General features: G+C 67.3%; 18 protein-coding genes and 1 tRNA gene. 11 read left to right on the top strand and 8 right to left on the bottom strand.

Annotation, left to right across the window (positions count from 1 at the left end; translation table 11 throughout):
* Positions 1-57: 57 nt before the first annotated feature.
* Positions 58-774, bottom strand: coding sequence for a pseudouridine synthase (locus ACPTTF_RS13470; RefSeq protein ID WP_423371437.1), 717 nt, complete (start codon positions 772-774; stop codon positions 58-60).
* Positions 775-888: 114 nt separating this feature from the next.
* Here ACPTTF_RS13470 and copC point away from each other — a divergent pair, with 114 nt between their 5' ends.
* The 4 genes from copC (at position 889) to ACPTTF_RS13450 (ending at position 3,915) form a co-directional block, all read left to right on the top strand.
* A complete protein-coding gene (gene copC, locus ACPTTF_RS13465) occupies positions 889-1,263 on the top strand; it encodes a copper homeostasis periplasmic binding protein CopC (RefSeq protein ID WP_423371436.1) in 375 nt (124 codons plus the stop codon).
* A 63-nt stretch (positions 1,264-1,326) separates the two neighbouring features.
* The gene (locus ACPTTF_RS13460) at positions 1,327-1,827 is read left to right on the top strand and encodes a DinB family protein (protein WP_423371435.1); all 501 of its coding nucleotides are present in this window, start codon (positions 1,327-1,329) and stop codon (positions 1,825-1,827) included.
* A gap of 179 nt (positions 1,828-2,006) precedes the next feature.
* Positions 2,007-2,780 carry an SDR family oxidoreductase gene (locus ACPTTF_RS13455; protein WP_166961259.1) on the top strand — a complete coding sequence of 258 codons (774 nt, stop codon included), beginning with the start codon at positions 2,007-2,009 and terminating at the stop codon, positions 2,778-2,780.
* A gap of 187 nt (positions 2,781-2,967) precedes the next feature.
* A complete protein-coding gene (locus tag ACPTTF_RS13450) occupies positions 2,968-3,915 on the top strand; it encodes a LysR family transcriptional regulator (protein WP_423371434.1) in 948 nt (315 codons plus the stop codon).
* Between the two features lie 41 nt (positions 3,916-3,956).
* Here ACPTTF_RS13450 and ACPTTF_RS13445 read toward each other — a convergent pair whose 3' ends face one another.
* Positions 3,957-4,853, bottom strand: a complete 897-nt coding sequence (locus ACPTTF_RS13445; protein WP_423371886.1) for a LysR family transcriptional regulator — start codon at positions 4,851-4,853, stop codon at positions 3,957-3,959.
* A 106-nt stretch (positions 4,854-4,959) separates the two neighbouring features.
* On the opposite strand from ACPTTF_RS13445, the gene ACPTTF_RS13440 reads away from it, so the two are divergent.
* On the top strand, positions 4,960-5,850 hold the full coding sequence (locus tag ACPTTF_RS13440; protein ID WP_423371433.1) for an alpha/beta fold hydrolase: 891 nt from the start codon (positions 4,960-4,962) through the stop codon (positions 5,848-5,850).
* A 30-nt stretch (positions 5,851-5,880) separates the two neighbouring features.
* Here ACPTTF_RS13440 and ACPTTF_RS13435 read toward each other — a convergent pair whose 3' ends face one another.
* Positions 5,881-6,780, bottom strand: a complete 900-nt coding sequence (locus ACPTTF_RS13435) for an SDR family oxidoreductase (protein WP_423371432.1) — start codon at positions 6,778-6,780, stop codon at positions 5,881-5,883.
* Positions 6,781-6,820: 40 nt separating this feature from the next.
* Entirely contained in the window at positions 6,821-7,558 is a 738-nt protein-coding gene (locus ACPTTF_RS13430; protein ID WP_423371431.1) for an SDR family oxidoreductase, read from the bottom strand.
* Positions 7,559-7,676: 118 nt separating this feature from the next.
* Between ACPTTF_RS13430 and ACPTTF_RS13425 the strand changes: the two genes are divergently transcribed.
* Positions 7,677-8,579: a LysR family transcriptional regulator gene (locus ACPTTF_RS13425; RefSeq protein ID WP_423371430.1), complete on the top strand. Its 903-nt coding sequence runs from the start codon at positions 7,677-7,679 to the stop codon at positions 8,577-8,579.
* A 44-nt stretch (positions 8,580-8,623) separates the two neighbouring features.
* Here ACPTTF_RS13425 and ACPTTF_RS13420 read toward each other — a convergent pair whose 3' ends face one another.
* The 4 genes from ACPTTF_RS13420 to ACPTTF_RS13405 all read right to left on the bottom strand — a co-directional run bounded on the left by ACPTTF_RS13420 (position 8,624) and on the right by ACPTTF_RS13405 (position 11,284).
* A complete protein-coding gene (locus tag ACPTTF_RS13420) occupies positions 8,624-8,791 on the bottom strand; it encodes a hypothetical protein (protein WP_166961247.1) in 168 nt (55 codons plus the stop codon).
* Between the two features lie 148 nt (positions 8,792-8,939).
* Positions 8,940-9,024: transfer RNA gene (locus ACPTTF_RS13415), tRNA-Leu, on the bottom strand.
* Between the two features lie 96 nt (positions 9,025-9,120).
* Entirely contained in the window at positions 9,121-10,278 is a 1,158-nt protein-coding gene (locus ACPTTF_RS13410; RefSeq protein WP_423371429.1) for an ABC transporter substrate-binding protein, read from the bottom strand.
* Positions 10,279-10,342: 64 nt separating this feature from the next.
* The gene (locus tag ACPTTF_RS13405) at positions 10,343-11,284 is read right to left on the bottom strand and encodes a CysB family HTH-type transcriptional regulator (protein WP_166961243.1); all 942 of its coding nucleotides are present in this window, start codon (positions 11,282-11,284) and stop codon (positions 10,343-10,345) included.
* A gap of 218 nt (positions 11,285-11,502) precedes the next feature.
* Here ACPTTF_RS13405 and ACPTTF_RS13400 point away from each other — a divergent pair, with 218 nt between their 5' ends.
* From ACPTTF_RS13400 to ACPTTF_RS13380, 5 genes are all read left to right on the top strand, one after another.
* Positions 11,503-13,182, top strand: a complete 1,680-nt coding sequence (locus ACPTTF_RS13400) for a nitrite/sulfite reductase (protein WP_423371428.1) — start codon at positions 11,503-11,505, stop codon at positions 13,180-13,182.
* A 25-nt stretch (positions 13,183-13,207) separates the two neighbouring features.
* The gene (locus ACPTTF_RS13395) at positions 13,208-13,765 is read left to right on the top strand and encodes a DUF934 domain-containing protein (protein WP_166961238.1); all 558 of its coding nucleotides are present in this window, start codon (positions 13,208-13,210) and stop codon (positions 13,763-13,765) included.
* Complete coding sequence (locus tag ACPTTF_RS13390; RefSeq protein WP_423371427.1) at positions 13,762-14,508, top strand: phosphoadenylyl-sulfate reductase; 747 nt, start codon at positions 13,762-13,764, stop codon at positions 14,506-14,508. The genes ACPTTF_RS13395 and ACPTTF_RS13390 overlap by 4 nt, the downstream gene beginning before the upstream one ends.
* Positions 14,509-14,584: 76 nt before the next feature.
* Positions 14,585-15,547: a sulfate adenylyltransferase subunit CysD gene (cysD, locus tag ACPTTF_RS13385; RefSeq protein ID WP_166961232.1), complete on the top strand. Its 963-nt coding sequence runs from the start codon at positions 14,585-14,587 to the stop codon at positions 15,545-15,547.
* Positions 15,548-15,569: 22 nt separating this feature from the next.
* Complete coding sequence (locus ACPTTF_RS13380; RefSeq protein WP_166961229.1) at positions 15,570-16,886, top strand: sulfate adenylyltransferase subunit 1; 1,317 nt, start codon at positions 15,570-15,572, stop codon at positions 16,884-16,886.
* Positions 16,887-16,927 lie beyond the last annotated feature (41 nt).

Here is a 16,927-nt window from a genome sequence, read left to right as displayed (position 1 = left end):
CGGGGGAACATGCGGCCGAGACGCGGCCGGGCACCGAACGGTCGTGCGGATTTTCCCTTACAGGGTTTTGACGGGATTGCGGAGTGATGAAAGGTCGGCTTCGTCAAGCCAGCGCCACGCGCCCGGTGCGAGGTCGTCCGGCAGCGTGAAGCCGCCGATGCTTTCGCGGTGCAGCAACTCGACGCGATTGCTCGCTGCCGCCACCATGCGCTTGACCTGGTGGTATTTGCCTTCGAGGACGGTCAGCGCGAGCGCATGCGTGTCGCGCGCGTCGGCGGCGACGGCCGCGATCGGCTTCGGCTCACCGTGCAGCTGCACGCCGCTACGCAGCGCATTCAGCTGCACATCGTCGAGCGGGTGACGCACGGTCGCGACGTAGGTCTTCGGCACCTTGCGCTTCGGCGACGTGTACGCGTGCACGAACTGGCCGTCGTCGGACAGCAGCAGCAGGCCCGTCGTGTCCTGGTCGAGACGGCCGACGCACTGCACGCCACGCGCGACGAGCGGCGCGGGCAGCAGGCTGAATACGCTCGCGTGGTGTTGCGGGTCGCGCGAACACTCGTAGCCGGCCGGCTTGTTGAGCACGAGATACGCATGCGCGTGGAACGGCCACGTCGTATCGTCGACCGAGAACACGAGGCCATCGGTGTCGAACGCGGCGTCGGGGTCGGTCGCGCTGGCGCCCGCCACGGCGACGCGGCCTGCTTCGATCAGGCCGCGGCACTGGCGGCGCGAGCCGAAGCCCTGGGTGTAGAGAATGCTTTCGAGATCCATAGCGCGCGCATTCTATCAAGCGGCGGCCGAGGACCGGCATGAACGCGCATGCGCTGGTAAGCTGCCGGAACGCCGCGCAGGGTGCGGCGCCCGTTCATTCTTCACGGAAAGTCCATGCGTTTCGATTCATTCCCGTTCGGCCACCAGGCAGCCGCCCTCATCGTTGCCGCGACCGTCTCGTCGGCCGCGTTCGCGCACGCGCATCTCGCGAAGAGCGATCCAGCGGCAGGCGCGGCGGTGGCCGCCGCACCGGCTGCCGTCACCATCGACTTCACCGAGCCGCTGGAACCGGCATTCAGCTCGATCGTCGTCGTCGATGGCGACGGCAAGACGGTGTCGGACGGCCACGCGCGCATCGACGCGTCGAACCGCAAGCGGATGACGGTGCCGCTCACGGCAGTCGGCACCGGTGCCTATACGGTGAAATGGGTGGCCGTCGCGACCGACGGGCACCGCACGCAGGGTGCGTACGGCTTCAGCGTGAAGTGACGCAACGGCGGCAGCAGGCCCGTGCCAGGGCTGCGGTCGCCCCTATTCGACAGGAAGTCCCGCATGAATCCGACGACGCTCGACGCACTCGCCGATTTCCCCCGTCTGCTCGAAGCGCACTTCGCGGCCGTTCCCGACGGCTATGCACGCTGGACGCCCGACGATTGGGCCGGGATCCCGAGCGAGCACTTCTCGCCGCTCGGGCAGCTTTGCCACGTGCGCGACATCGAGACTGACGGTTATCACGTGCGGTTGCGGCGGATGCTCGACGAAGACCGGCCGCTGCTCGTGTCGATCGATGGCGACGCACTCGCGATCGAGCGCCGCTACAACGACGCGTATGCGTCCGACGTGCTCGCGGCGATCCGCGAAGCGCGGCGCGAGACGCTGGAGTTGCTGTCGCGCGTGACTCCCGAGCAGTTCGGGCGCACCGGCGAGTTCGACGGCTATGGTTCGCTGACTGTGCGCGGGCTCGTCCACTACCTGTGCAGCCACGACCAGCAGCATCTCGCTGGCATGCAGTGGCTGCTTGGCAAGATCGACGCGGAACTGTACGCCCGCTGAGCCGGCTGGCATGCGCTGCATCGGTGTCAGATTCCGGTGCTGTTGTCCGTACGGCAGGCAACATTACCTCGCTGCGATTGGATCGCTTTTCTGGATAATCCATCCAGCCGCGACCGGCTGACCGGCGCGTCGCGCGTGCCTACACTCCTAGCTTCGTTCAACGGAAAAAGGAGTCAACCGTGGCAACTCATACGCTCGCAGACAAGGTCGTCCTGATCGCAGGCGGCGCAAAGAATCTCGGCGGCCTGATCGCGCGGGACCTGGCGAGCCACGGCGCGAAGGCGGTGGCGATTCACTACAACAGCGCGGCGTCGCAGGCTCAGGCCGAGGAGACGGCCGCCGCAGTGCGCGCGGCCGGCGCGGAAGCTGCCACGTTCCAGGCCGACCTGACGACGGCCGCTGCGGTCGAGAAGCTGTTCGACGACGCGAAGCAGCGCTTCGGCAAGATCGACATCGCGATCAACACGGTCGGCAAGGTGCTGAAGAAGCCGTTCACCGAGATCAGCGAGGCCGAATACGACGACATGTTCGCGGTCAACAGCAAGTCGGCGTTCTTCTTCATCAAGGAAGCGGGGCGGCACCTCGAGGATCACGGCAAGCTCGTCACGCTCGTGACGTCGCTGCTTGGCGCGTTCACGCCGTTCTATGCGGCGTACGAAGGGTCGAAGGCGCCGGTCGAGCATTTCACGCGCGCGGCGTCGAAGGAATACGGCGCGCGCGGGATCTCGGTGACGGCCGTCGGGCCGGGTCCGATGGACACGCCGTTCTTCTATCCGGCCGAGGGTGCCGATGCGGTCGCGTATCACAAGACGGCGGCCGCGCTGTCGCCGTTCAGCAAGACGGGCCTGACCGACATCGAGGACGTCGTGCCGTTCATCCGCCATCTCGTCACCGACGGCTGGTGGATCACGGGCCAGACGATCCTGATCAACGGCGGCTATACGACCAAGTAACCTGCCCGGCAACGGGCCGCGCCGGCGGCTGTCGCGGGCGCGTGGCGCACCGCAATGGCGCGTTTGCGTGGACAATGGACGGGCGCGCGGCCCTGCAGCTGCGCGCCCGTTTTCTCTGTGCCGCCGGACCTTGCCGCGACGCGCGACAGCCGGCGGCGACGATCTTCCGAACCTACGTTCCCCGCCGATGGACAAGCTGGATCAGGTCAGAATCTTCCTGCAGGTTGCCGAGATGGGCAGCTTCATCAAGGCCGCGCACGCGCTTGACGTGCCGCGCGCGACCGTGTCGGCGGCCGTCCAGCAGCTCGAAACGGGGCTCGGCACGCGCCTCCTGCACCGCACGACGCGCCAGGTGCAGCTCACTGCCGACGGCGCGCTGCTGCTCGAACGCGGCCGGCGCCTGCTCGCGGAAGCCGACGAACTCGACCGCCTGTTCCGCCGCCGCGACCACGACGTGATCGGACGGCTGAACGTCGACGTGCCGAGCCGGATCGCGCGCCGCATGGTGGCGCCTGCGCTGCCGTCGCTGTTTCGCCGTTACCCGAAGCTGCAACTGTCGCTCGGCTCGACGGATCGTTCGATCGACCTGGTGCAGGAGGGCGTCGACTGCGCGATCCGCGTCGGGCGGCTCGCGGACAGCAGCCTCGTCGTGCGGCCGCTCGGGCAGTTCACGCTGATCAACTGCGCGAGCCCCGACTACCTGCGCGAAAGCGGCGTGCCCGAGCATCCGGACGCGCTCGCGCACGGACACTGGGCGATCGGTTATGCGTCGCCGACGACAGGACGCGAGCTCGACTGGGAATACTGCGCGGACGGCCAGAGGCACACACTCACGCTGCCGAGCCGCGTGATCGTCAACAACGCCGAAACCTATATCGCGAGCTGTATCGCCGGGATGGGGCTGATCCAGATTCCGCGCTTCGACGTCGAGCATCTGCTCGACAGCGGCGCACTCGTCGACGTGATGCCCGGCCACCGCGCCGCACCGATGGACGTGTCTGCCGTGTATCCGCACCGGCGCCATCGTTCGCGCCGGCTCAATGCGTTCGTCGAGTGGTTCGGCGAGCTGATGGCGAGTGCACTGACTAGGGGCGGGGAAGGCGGGGAAGGCGGCGAGGACGGAGAAGGCGACTGACCGACGCGCGCGGTTTGCGCCATGTGCGCGCCGCGCCAGTTTCAACCGGGCAGCGCCGCGAACTGGCGGCTGCGCCCGGTATCCCGCACCGCGTCGATCAATGCCGCACCCGCGCCGTCCGGTTTTGCCGCGAACGCATAGAAGCGCGCGGCCGGTAGCGCCGGCAGACCGTCTTGCGGCCCGCATTCGCGCAAGCCGTCGCGCAGCTGGCTGCGTGCCAGCGCGGTGACCGCGAAGCCGGCGAGCGCGGCCGACACGCAGCCGGCCATGCTGCTGCTCTCGAACAGCACGCGGAACGGTCGCAGCGCGGCGGCGAGTGCCGCGACGGCGGCTTCGCGATACACGCATGGCTGCGGAAACAGCGCGAGCGGCACTTCGCCGCCGGCGTCGAGCGCGCGGTCCGATGCGAACGCCCACACGAGCGGCTCTTCCCACAGCAGTTCGCCCGGTGTGTCGACCTGCCGGCACTGCTTGCCGAACACGACGTCGAGCCGGCCGAGCGTCTGCTCGCGCAGCAGCGACGCAGTGATGCCGACCTTCAACTCGATCGACGTGCGCGGGTGGCGGTCGCGAAACGTGCGCAGCACATGCGGCAGCCACGCGCCCGCGAAATCCTCCGACGCACCGACCCGCAGCGGCCCGTGCGCCGGCGCGCCGCGCAGCCTCGCGCGCACTTCGCGCTCCATGTCGACGATGTTGCGCGCGTACGCGTACAGCGTGTCGCCTGCCGGCGTGAGTGCGATACGGCGTGTCGTGCGCGCGAGCAGCACCGCGCCGGCCGCCTGTTCGAGCCGCTTGATGTGGCCGCTGACGGCGGAGGGTGTGAGCGCGAGACGTTCCGCGGCCGGAGCGAATCCGTGGCTGTCGACGACTTCGAGGAAGGTGCGCAGCAGCGTGATGTCGAGCGCGGTCGACGCGGGATCGGTCAGCGGTTCCATCAGTCGATTCAACGTGAAATTCAAAGAATGAATCATGATACTCCGTGAATCGTGATGAAATGCCGACCTACCATCGTGCGCTCAGGCTGACCCAACGGAGTACACGATGACGACCTATGCGCATGCGATGACCGCGTCGCTCGATATTGCCTATCTCGAATGGAACCCGCGCGGCGAGCGCGTGGCCGTGCTGCTGCACGGCTGGCCGGACAGTCCGGTCGGCTGGGAAGCGGTGGCAGCAGCGCTGGCGGCGCGCGGCTACCGCGTGCTGGTGCCCGCGCTGCGCGGTTTTGCGCCGACCCGTTTTCGCGACGCGTCCGTGCCGCGCAGCGGCGAGCTCGCGGCGCTCGGACGAGATGTGCTCGACTTCGTCGATGCGCTCGGTATCGAGCGGCCCGTGCTGGTCGGGCACGACTGGGGCACCCGGGCGGCCGCGAACGCGTGCGGGCTGCGCGATGACGCCGCATCGCATCTCGTGATGCTGTCGGTCGGGTACGGCACCAACGATCCCGGGCAGCCACTGTCGCTGCAGCAGGCGCGCAATTACTGGTATCACTGGTTCATGGCGACGCCGCGCGGCGAGCAGGCGTTGCGCGACGATCGCCGTGCGCTTGCCCGCTTGATGTGGGACACGTGGTCGCCGCCGGGCTGGTATCGCGACAGCGATTTCGAGGCGGCCGCCGCCGCGTTCGACGGGCCCGACTGGATCGACGTGGTCCTGCATTCGTACCGGCATCGCTGGGGATTCGCGCCGGGCACGCCGGCCTATGCCGACGACAATGCGCGACTGAATCCCGCGCCGGTGCTGGTGCTGCCGACGCTCGTGCTGCACGGCGGCGCGGATACCTGCAATCATCCGGACAGCTCGGCCGGGCGTGAGCGTTTCTTTACGGGACGCTACGCGCGGCAGGTGCTGGACGGTGTCGGTCACTTTCCGCAGCGCGAGGCGCCGGCGGCGGTCGCTGGTGCGATCCTCGGGTTCTGCGAGCAACGCTGACGCGCGCCGGCGTGCCCGGCGCGCAGCGGATCAACTGCCGACGCGGGCGGCGAGCAGGTCGGCGAGGCCGATGTTCCTGAACATCTCGCGGCGGATGCGATCGCCGACGCGGAACACTTCCTCCGCGCCGTCCTGCGACGGATCGACGAATACGCGGTACGGGCGCTTGCCGGCGGGTGCGGCGACGATGTCGGCAATTGCCGTCGCGACGGTGCCGGCATCGGCGTCCGCCGGTTCGAGCGCGGCGAGGCCCTGGAGCGCCTGCTCGGCGACGCCCGCATAGGGGCCGTCGTCGTAGGCGGCCTGCACGGTCGCATCGGCCGGCTTGCCCGCGTGGGCGAAGTGATTCGTGCCCTGGGTGAAGGCGCCCGGCACGACGATCGACGTTTCGATGCCCCAGCGGGCGAGTTCGGCTGCATAGGACACCGCGAGCGAATCCATCGCGGCTTTCGCGGCGAAGTAAGGGGCGAGGAACGGCGGCGTACCGCCGCGTGCGGACGATGACGACACCCAGACGAGCAGGCCGCGGCCCTGGCGGCGCAGGTGCGGCAGCGCCGCGCGGTTGACACGCTGGGTCGACACGACGTTGATGTCGTAGAGCCGGGCGATCTGCTCGGGCGTGAACGCTTCGGCCGGGCCGAACACCATGTGCCCGGCATTGTGGACGATGACGTCGAGGCGGCCGTTGTCCGCGATCACGCGATCGATGGCGGCATTGACGGACGCGTCGTCGCCGACGTCGAGCTCGACGGTGCGCAGGTCGACGCCGTGTTCCTGCGCATAGGCGGCGATGGCGGCGACGCGCGGCGCGTTGCGGCCGGTGCTTTCGCGCATCGACGCGTAGACGGCATGGCCGGCGCGGGCGAGCGCCTGGGCCGTCAGCAGGCCGAAGCCGCTGGACGCGCCCGTGACGAGAATGACTTCCTTCATGATCGATCTCCGGTAACGGGGGGGCGCGGCAGGCGGCCCGTCAGCACATGCCGCCGTTGGCGCGCAGGACCTGACCGTTGACCCATGCGCCGTCGGGGCCGGCGAGAAACGCGACGACGCTGGCGATGTCCGCGGGCTGGCCGAGCCGCTCCAGCGGGTTCATCTTCGCCATCCGGTCGACGAGTTCGGCGCTCTTGCCGTGCAGGAACAGCTCGGTCGCGACCGGCCCCGGCGCGACGGCGTTCACGCTGATGTTGCGGCCGCGCATCTCCTGCGCGAGCACCTGCGTCATGCCCTCGACGGCGGCCTTGGTCGCGATGTACACGCCGTAGGTCGGCAGGCGCATGCCGATCACGCTCGAGGTCAGGTTGACGATGCGGCCGCCGTCGCGCACGCGCTTCGCCGCCTCGCGGCTGACGTTGAACGCCCCCTTCAGGTTGATCGCGACGGTCTGGTCGAATGCTGCGTCGTCGAATTCGGCGAGGGGCGCGAGTTTCATCACGCCCGCGCTGTTGACGACCACGTCGATACGGCCGAATGCCTGCTCGGCCGCGTCGAACAGCGCGGCCACCGCCGCCGGATCGGCGACGTCCGCTTGTACCGCGACGGCGGTGCCGCCGTCGGCGACGATCGCGTCGACCACTTCCCGGGCCGGGCCGGCGCCGCCGGCATAGTTCACGACGACCCTGAAGCCGTCGCGGGCGAGACGGCGGGCGATTTCCGCGCCGATGCCGCGCGACGAGCCCGTGACGAGGGCGACCTGTTCCGATGTGCTCATGTCCTGCTCCCTGGTTCGTGAGTTGCCGTGCGATCCGGCGACAGGACTAATGTAGGCTTCCTCGGTCAATAAAAATAATGAATAATTAGCAGATCAAGAATGACTGAAAGTATGTCTAATGGCATTCGACAGCAGGCTTTTGAGCGGGATCGGCGTGCTCTCGGCGGTAATCGAGGCCGGCACTTTCGCGCGCGCCGGCGAGGCGATGGGGTTGACGCAGCCGGCGGTGAGCCGTGCGGTCGCCCGGCTGGAAGAGCGCGTCGGCATCCGGATCTTCAACCGCACGGCGCGCGCGATCACGCTGACCGACGAAGGCCGGCGTTTCTATGAGGCGGTCGCGCCGCTGCTGGCCGGCATCGAGGACGCGGCGATCGACGCCGGCCAGTCGAAGGCGCGTGTCAGGGGGCGGCTGCGCGTCAACGTCGACGCGACCTTTGGCCACTACGTGCTGGCGCCGAAGATGGCGGAGTTTCTCGACCGCTTCCCCGATCTGTCGGTCGAGATCAGCGTGCGCGACCGGATGGGCGACCTCGTCGCCGACGGGTTCGACGTGGCGGTGCGGTTCGGCATTCCGGAACCGTCGTCATATCGTGCGCGGCTGCTGCTGGAAACGCGCGTGCTCACCTGTGCGTCGGCGGCCTATGTCGCGCGTCACGGCGAACCGCGGCACCCGCGGGATCTTGCGAGCGGGCATCGCTGCGTGCTGATCCGCGATCCGGTGACGGGGCGGCCGTTCGAATGGGAGTTCCATCGCGGCAAGGAGGTGGTGCCGTTCGATGCCGCCGGCCGGCTGATGGTCAACGATACGGGCATGCTGCTCGGCGCATGCCTGGGCGGCGCGGGTGTCGCGCAGTTGCTGGAACTCTATGCGCGGGACATCCTGGCCGACGGGCGGCTGGTGCTGCTGTTGCCGGAATGGGCGGACGAGACGTTTCCGCTCTACGCGTATCACCACGCGTCGAATCTCGTTTCCGCGAAGGTGAGGGTGTTCCTCGACTTCGTTCGGGCGTTGATGGCCTGAGCACGGGCTTGAGTCGAAGTGCCGACGGCGGCCTTCCCGTCCATTCATTCGGTGCGATGCGGAATGCTGTCCGGGAACGGGTAGGGCGCGTGCGGGCCCGGCCAGTCGGGCACCGGCGGCGCGGTCAGTACGTCGCATCCGGCCAGCATGAACGACAGCGCCACGGCGAGCACGCGGCGGCAGAGCGGAGATGAAATCGTGCGCATGGACATGGCGTGCCTCCGTGCCGCGCATCCTCATAGTGCTTGGACTGCTGCGCGGGGGTACGCGTTGCGCGTGCGTGCGGCAAAAACAAAAACCCGCGAAGCGGCGAGCTTGCGCGGGTTTTGGGAGACGCAGCGCTTCACGCTGCGAGAATTCTGGTGCCCAGGGCCGGAATCGAACCGGCACGCCTTGCGGCGGGGGATTTTGAGTCCCCTGCGTCTACCAATTTCACCACCTGGGCTTGATCCTGGCCGCGCATGCGATGGTGCGCGGCGAAACGCGGATTATGTCCGAAATCCCGACGCCGGGCAAGCTGCCCGAATGCCGGTCGCGCACGTCACTGGCTCAGGTAGACGAACCGGCCCTGCTTGACGATTCCCATCACGCTCGCGCGCTGGTCGAGTCCCACATGATCCTTGTCGCTGGTATTGACGACGCCGTTCGGCACGACGAGTTCGTGCGCGTGTTCCAGCTCGCGCCGCAGCGCCGCGCGGAACGCGGGCGTGCCGGGCTGCGCGGCCTTCAGCGCGCGGCCGACCGCGTCGGCGAGGCGTGGGTAGACACCCGCCGCGTCGCCCGCGAACTGCGTGACCGTGCCGGCGCCGTACTTCGCCTCGTATGCGTCGACGAATGCGAGCGCGGCCTTGCGGGCCGGATGATCGGCCGGCAGCGTGCGCGCGACGACCACCGGCTGGGTCGGGAACAGCGTCCCGTCGACGTCCTTGCCGCCAAGCTTGATGAATTCCGGTGTCGCGATTCCGTGCGTCTGGTAGATCGGGCCCTTGTAGCCGCGTTCGATCAGCGTGCGCTGCGGCAGGACGGCCGGCGTGCCCGAGCCCGCGATCAGGATCGCGTCGGGCTTCGCCGCGATCAGCTTCAGCGCCTGGCCCGTGACGCTCGCGTCCGTGCGGTTGTAGCGCTCGGTCGCGACGACGCGGATCTTGCGCAGTTCCGCGAAGCGCGTGAACTCGTTCAGCCAGCTGTCGCCGTAGCTGTCCGCGAAGCCGATGAAGCCGACCGACTTCACGCCATGGTTCGCCATATAGCGCGTCATCACGTCGGCCATCGCGCGGTCGCTCTGCGCCATCTTGAACGCCCAGGTCCGTGCGCCTTCCTGCGGCTCGACGATCGCGCCGGAGCCGACCAGCGTGATCATCGGCGTCTGCCCGGCGGCCACCGCATCGAGTGCCGCGAGCGCGGCCGGCGTGATGTTCGGCCCGACCACGACGTCGACGTGATCCTCGTCGACCAGCTTGCGGATGTTGCGCACCGCGGTGCCCGGGTCGGACGCATCGTCGAGCACCGTCACCTGCACGGGCTGCCCGGCGATCGTCTTCGGCCACATCAGGATCGCGTTCTTGCTCGTGATGCCGATCGCGGCGGCCGGGCCGGTCGACGACAGGTCGACGCCGACCTTCAGGTCGGCATGCGCGGCCGCGCAGGTCAGCACGAGGGCGGCGCAGGCGGCGCGGCGCAACAGGGCGGAAAGCGTCATGCGGGAATCTCCGTCGGGCAGCAAAAAGGGGCGCGATGTGCGCCCCTTCGTTTATACACGCGGCTCAGAGCTCGTACGATTCGGCTTCACCCTTGAGCGCCTGTTCGATCAGCTTGCGGTTCAGCGTCGGCGACAGCAGTTCGACGAGCGTATACACATAGCTGCGCAGGTAGGCGCCCTGCTTGAGCGCGACGCGCGTCACGTTGCTGCCGAACAGGTGGCCGACCGGGATCAGCCGCAGGTTGCGGTCGCGTTCGGGATTGAACGCGATGTCGGCCATGATGCCGACGCCGAGGCCGAGTTCGACGTAGGTCTTGATCACGTCGGCGTCGATCGCCTCGAGCACGATGTCCGGCGACAGCCCGCGCAGCGCGAACGCGTGATTGATCTTCTTGCGGCCCGCGAACGCACCCTCGTATGTGATCAGCGGGTACTGCGCGAGATCGTCGAGCGTGATCGGCTTGCGTTCGAGCAGCGGGTGGTCGGCCGGCACGACGGCCGCGTGGTGCCACTGGAAGCAGGGCAGCGACACGAGTTCCTTGTAGTCGGAGATCGCCTCGGTCGCGATCGCGAGATCGGCCTGGTCGTGGATCACCATCTCGGCCACCTGCGTCGGGCTGCCCTGCAGGATCGACAGGTGCACTTTCGGGAAGCGCTTCTTGAATTCGGCGATCGCGGCCGGCAGCGAGTAGCGGGCCTGCGTGTGGGTCGCTGCGATGGTCAGGTTGCCCTGATCCTGTGCGGCATAATCTTTCCCGACCCTTTTAAGGCTTTCAACCTCCTGGAGAATCCGCTCGACCGACGCGAGGATGATCCTGCCCGGCTCGGTGAGCGAGCGCACGCGCTTGCCGTGCCGCGTGAAGATCTCCACGCCCAGCTCGTCCTCGAGTTCGATGATCGCCTTCGATACCCCCGGTTGCGACGTGTAGAGCGCCTTGGCGGCCTCGGTGAGGTTGAAATTCTGCCGGACGGCCTCGCGCACGAAGCGAAATTGGTGCAGGTTCATTTATAACCCTTCCGCATATCAACAGAATTTTTTAGTCGTTTGAAATATAAGGCGAGTTTATTACGATTCACCGGAGTTTTTCAAATATGGATATCTGTTTTCGTCATTAGCAATCCACCCGGCAGCGGATGCCGGCGACAGTGACGGTGGAACGGAGATTCGGGCGCGACGTGGCTAGGACGTCGCGCGGTCACCACGAAAACCCCTGGGGTCCCCGAATGTATCAGTACGACCAATACGACCAGACGATCGTCGACGAGCGTGTCGCGCAGTACCGCGATCAGGTGCGCCGCCGCCTGTCGGGCGAGTTGAGCGAAGAAGAATTCCGTCCGCTGCGCCTGCAGAACGGCCTGTACATGCAGCGCCACGCATACATGCACCGCATCGCGATTCCTTACGGCAACCTGCGCAGCGACCAGCTCCGGATGCTGGCGCGCATCGCCCGCGAACACGACCGCGGCTACGGTCACTTCTCGACCCGCTCGAACATCCAGTTCAACTGGATCGAGCTGGAAGACACGCCCGAGATCCTCGCGAAGCTCGCGTCGGTGCAGATGCACGGCATCCAGACTTCGGGCAACTGCATCCGCAACATCACGGCGGACCAGTTCGCCGGCGTTGCCCAGGACGAAGAGATCGATCCGCGTCCGTGGTCGGAAATCCTGCGCCAGTGGTCGACGTTCCATCCCGAATTCGCATGGCTGCCGCGCAAGTTCAAGATCGCGGTGTCGGGCTCGAAGGACGACCGCGCGGCCGTGCAGATTCACGACCTCGGCGTGTACCTGAAGAAGAACGCGCAGGGCGAAGTGGTCGCGAGCATCCTCGCGGGCGGCGGCCTCGGCCGCACGCCGATCATCGGCGCGGTGATCAAGGAAGACCTGCCGTGGCAGCACCTGCTGACCTACTGCGAAGCCGTGCTGCGCGTATACAACCGTTACGGCCGCCGCGACAACCTGTACAAGGCGCGCATCAAGATCCTCGTGAAGGCGCTGTCGCCCGCGAAGTTCGCGCAGCAGGTCGAGGAAGAGTGGCAGCACCTGAAGGACGGCCCGTCGACGCTCACGCAGGCGGAAGTCGATCGCGTGTCGCAATATTTCCAGCCGCCCGTCTACGAGAAGCTGGCCGACACCGACGCATCGTTCGAACAGCACCTGCTCGAAAACAAGGCATTCGCGCGCTGGGTCGAGCGTAATGTTGCGCCGCACAAGGTGGCCGGCTATGCGGCCGTCACGCTGTCGCTGAAGGATCACCGCGTGGCGCCGGGCGATGCGACCGACGCGCAGATGGAACTGGTGGCCGACTGGGCCGACGAATACTCGCTCGGCGAGCTGCGCGTGTCGCACGAGCAGAACCTGATTCTCGCGAACGTGAAGAAGCGCGACCTGTTCGCGGTGTGGGAAAAGGCGAAGGCGGCGAGTTTCGCGACGCCGAACATCGGCCTGCTGACCGACATCATTGCGTGCCCGGGCGGCGATTTCTGCTCGCTCGCGAACGCGAAGTCGATCCCGATCGCGCTGGCGATCCAGCAGCGTTTCGACGATCTGGACTATGTGTACGACCTCGGCGACCTGTCGCTGAACATTTCCGGTTGCATGAACTCGTGCGGTCACCACCACGTCGGCAACATCGGCATCCTCGGTGTCGACAAGGACGGCGCCGAGTGGTACCAGGTGTCGCTCGGCGGCGAGCAGGGCACGGGCCGGAACGGCGCGCGTCTCGGCCGCGTGATCGGGCCGTCGTTCTCGGCGGAAGAAGTGCCCGACGTGATCGCGAAGCTGATCGATACGTTCGTCGAATCGCGCATCGACGGCGAACGCTTCGTCGAAACGTACGACCGCATCGGCATCGCGCCGTTCAAGGAGCGCGTGTATGCGGCGCGCCAGGCAGTGAACGCGTAACCAACCGGGTACAAGGAATTAGCAGATGGCTTCGATTATCAAGAACCGCGCAGTGATCGACGATGCATGGCAGGTCGTGCGCGCGGCGGAAGACGGTGCACTGCCCGCGGTCGACGCGTTGCCGGCCGGCAAGGTGCTGGTGCCGTTCGCGTTGTGGCAGGCCGAGCGCGCGGCGCTCGTCGCCGCGAAGACGAAGGACGAGCTCGGCGTGTGGCTCGCCCCGGACAGCGAGCCGGCCGATCTCGTGGCCGACTTCGGCGCGATTTCGCTGATCGCGGTCGACTTCCCGCGCTTCGCGGACGGCCGCGGCTACAGCATCGCGCGCCTGTTGCGCGAGCGCCACGGCTGGACGGGCGAACTGCGCTCGATCGGCGACGTGCTGCGCGACCAGTTGCTGTACATGTCGCGTTGCGGCTTCGACGCGTTCGCGGTGCGCGCCGACAAGGACATCCACGACGCGCTGAATGCGTTCACGGAATTCACGCAGCGTTATCAGGGCGCGTTCGACCAGCCCGAACCGCTGTTCCGCCGCCGCGCCGCGACGGCCGACGTAGCGACGCCCGAAGCGAAGGTGAGCGCATGAGCGCCGCCGCCACCGCGCTGAGCCCGGAACTCGCCGCGAAGGTCGAGCGCCTCGACGCGCTGCTCGCGCAGATCGGTGCCCGTCACGAGAAGGTAAAGTTCGCGAGCAGCCTCGCGGCGGAAGACATGCTGCTGACGCATGCGATCCTGTCGAAGGGTGCGCGGATCGGCATCTTTTCGCTGAACACGGGCCGCCTGCACGCGGAAACGCTCGGCATGATCGACCGCGTGCGCGAGCGCTACGGCTACGAGATCGAGCAGTTCCATCCGCGGCAGGACGCAGTCGACCAGTACGTCGCCGAGCACGGCCTGAACGCGTTCTACGAGAGCGTCGAGCTGCGCAAGTCGTGCTGCCACATCCGCAAGGTCGAGCCGCTGAATCGCGCGCTCTCGGACGTCGGTGCATGGGTCACGGGTCAGCGCCGCGAGCAGTCGGTCACACGTGCCGAGCTGCACGAGGAAGAACAGGACGAAGCGCGCGGGATCGCGAAGTACAACCCGCTCGCCGACTGGACGGAAGCCGACGTGTGGGCGTACCTTAACGCGTTTGAGGTGCCGGTGAACCCGCTGCACGCACGCGGCTACCCGAGCATCGGCTGCGAGCCCTGTACGCGGGCGATCCGTCCCGGTGAGGACAGCCGCGCGGGCCGCTGGTGGTGGGAGTCGCGCGATACGAAGGAATGCGGCCTGCACATCACGATCACGCCGATTCCCGCGGAAGCCGTCGCCGGCGCCACGCACTGAAAGCCTGACAAGAAACTGAATATTGCGCCGCCTGCGACAGCGGGCGGCACGAACCCAGAAGAGAAGGACTGAAATCATGAGCACGACGCTCGAGCAATCCGCCTTTGCCCCGCCCGCCGGTGCTGACAACCGCATGGGCCACCTCGACTGGCTCGAAGCCGAGTCGATTCATATCCTGCGCGAACTGGTCGCCGAATGCAGCAAGCCGGCGCTGTTGTTCTCGGGCGGCAAGGATTCGGTCGTCGTGCTGCATCTGGCACTGAAGGCGTTCGGCCTCGGCGCGAACCGCAAGACGACGCTGCCGTTCCCGCTCGTGCACATCGACACGGGCCACAACTACGAAGAAGTGATCGACTTCCGCGATCGCCGCGCGCAAGAGCTCGGCGCCGAGCTGGTCGTCGGCCACGTCGAGGATTCGATCAAGCGCGGCACGGTCGTGCTGCGCCGCGAAACCGATTCGCGCAATGCCGCGCAGGCCGTCACGCTGCTCGAGACGATCGAACAGCACGGCTATACGGCGCTGATCGGCGGTGCGCGCCGTGACGAAGAGAAGGCACGTGCGAAGGAGCGCATTTTCTCGTTCCGCGACGAATTCGGCCAGTGGGATCCGAAGGCACAGCGCCCGGAACTGTGGAGCCTGTACAACGCCCGCCTGCACAAGGGCGAGCACCTGCGCGTGTTCCCGATCTCGAACTGGACCGAACTCGACGTGTGGCAGTACATCGCGCGCGAGAACCTCGAACTGCCGTCGATCTATTACGCGCACGAGCGCGAGATCGTGCGCCGCAACGGGCTGCTCGTGCCGGTCACGCCGCTCACGCCGATGCGTGAGGGTGAAACGAGCGAGCTCGCGCAGGTGCGCTTCCGCACGGTCGGCGATATTTCCTGCACGTGCCCGGTCGAGAGCGACGCGGACGACGTCGAGAAGATCATCGCCGAGACGGCGGTGACCGAGATCACCGAGCGCGGCGCGACCCGGATGGACGACCAGGCCTCCGAAGCCGCGATGGAACAGCGCAAGAAGCAAGGTTATTTCTGAAGCACACGAGGACATTCACATCATGAGCATCATCGAGAACACCGAAGACCTCGGCGTGCTGCGCTTCATCACCGCAGGCAGCGTCGACGACGGCAAGAGCACGCTGATCGGCCGCCTGCTGTACGACAGCAAGGCCGTGCTGTCCGACCAGCTGTCCGCGCTGTCGCGTGCGAAGAACAAGCGCACGGTCGGCGACGAGCTCGACCTCGCGCTGCTGACTGACGGTCTCGAAGCCGAGCGCGAGCAGGGCATCACGATCGACGTCGCGTACCGCTACTTCGCGACCGCGAAGCGCAAGTTCATCATCGCCGATACGCCGGGCCACGAGCAGTACACGCGCAACATGGTGACGGGCGCATCGACCGCGCACGCGGCGATCATCCTGGTCGACGCGACGCGCGTGACGGTCGAGAACGGTGTCGCCGACCTGCTGCCGCAGACCAAGCGCCACAGCGCAATCGTCAAGCTGCTCGCGCTGCAGCACGTGATCGTCGCGATCAACAAGATGGACCTCGTCGACTACAGCGAAGCGCGCTTCAACGAGATTCGCGACGCGTACGTCACGCTGGCGAAACAGCTCGGCCTCACCGACGTGCGCTTCGTGCCGGTGTCGGCGCTGAAGGGCGACAACATCGTCGGCGCGAGCGAGCGCATGCCGTGGTACGCAGGCGAGCCGCTCCTCGATGTGCTCGAGTCGCTGCCGGTCGAGACGCAGGCGCATGACGCGCTGCGCTTCCCGGTGCAGTGGGTCGCGCGCCAGGACGGCAGCTCGGCCGACGATTTCCGCGGCTACATGGGCCGTATCGAGTCGGGCGAAGTGAAGGTCGGCGACGAGATCGTCGTGCTGCCATCGAACCGCACGGCAACGATCGCCGAGATCGTCGCGCCGGTGCCGGGCGGCACCGCGTCCGTCGCGCACGCGTTCGCGGGCCAGGCCGTGACGATCCGCCTGGCGGAAGACGTCGACGTGTCGCGCGGCGACATGTTCGTCACGACCGCCGAGCCGGTCGAGCCGGCCAAGAAGCTCGAGGCCGACCTGTGCTGGTTCGACGAGACGCCGCTGTCGCCGCAGCGCAAGTACCTGCTGAAGCAGACCACGAGCACGGTGTTCGCGAAGATCGGCGCGGTCAAGCAGGTGCTCGACGTGCATACGCTGTCGCACGCGACCGACCGCCACGACCTGAAGATGAACGACATCGGCCGCGTCGCGCTGACGCTGCAGAAGCCGATCGTCTGCGATACGTACGATGCGCATCCGGGCACGGGCGCGTTCGTGCTGATCGACGAAGCGACGCACCACACGGTCGCCGCCGGCATGATCCGGGCGTTCTCGGCGTAATCGTCAATCTGCGCGGCAAACCGCGCCGCCACACGGCGGCG

The organism is Burkholderia crassaminum (genome assembly GCF_964265005.1).
Lineage (GTDB): Bacteria > Pseudomonadota > Gammaproteobacteria > Burkholderiales > Burkholderiaceae > Burkholderia.
The sequence above is the reverse complement of the archived record's forward strand: the minus strand, read 5'-3'. Positions and strand labels throughout refer to the sequence as shown.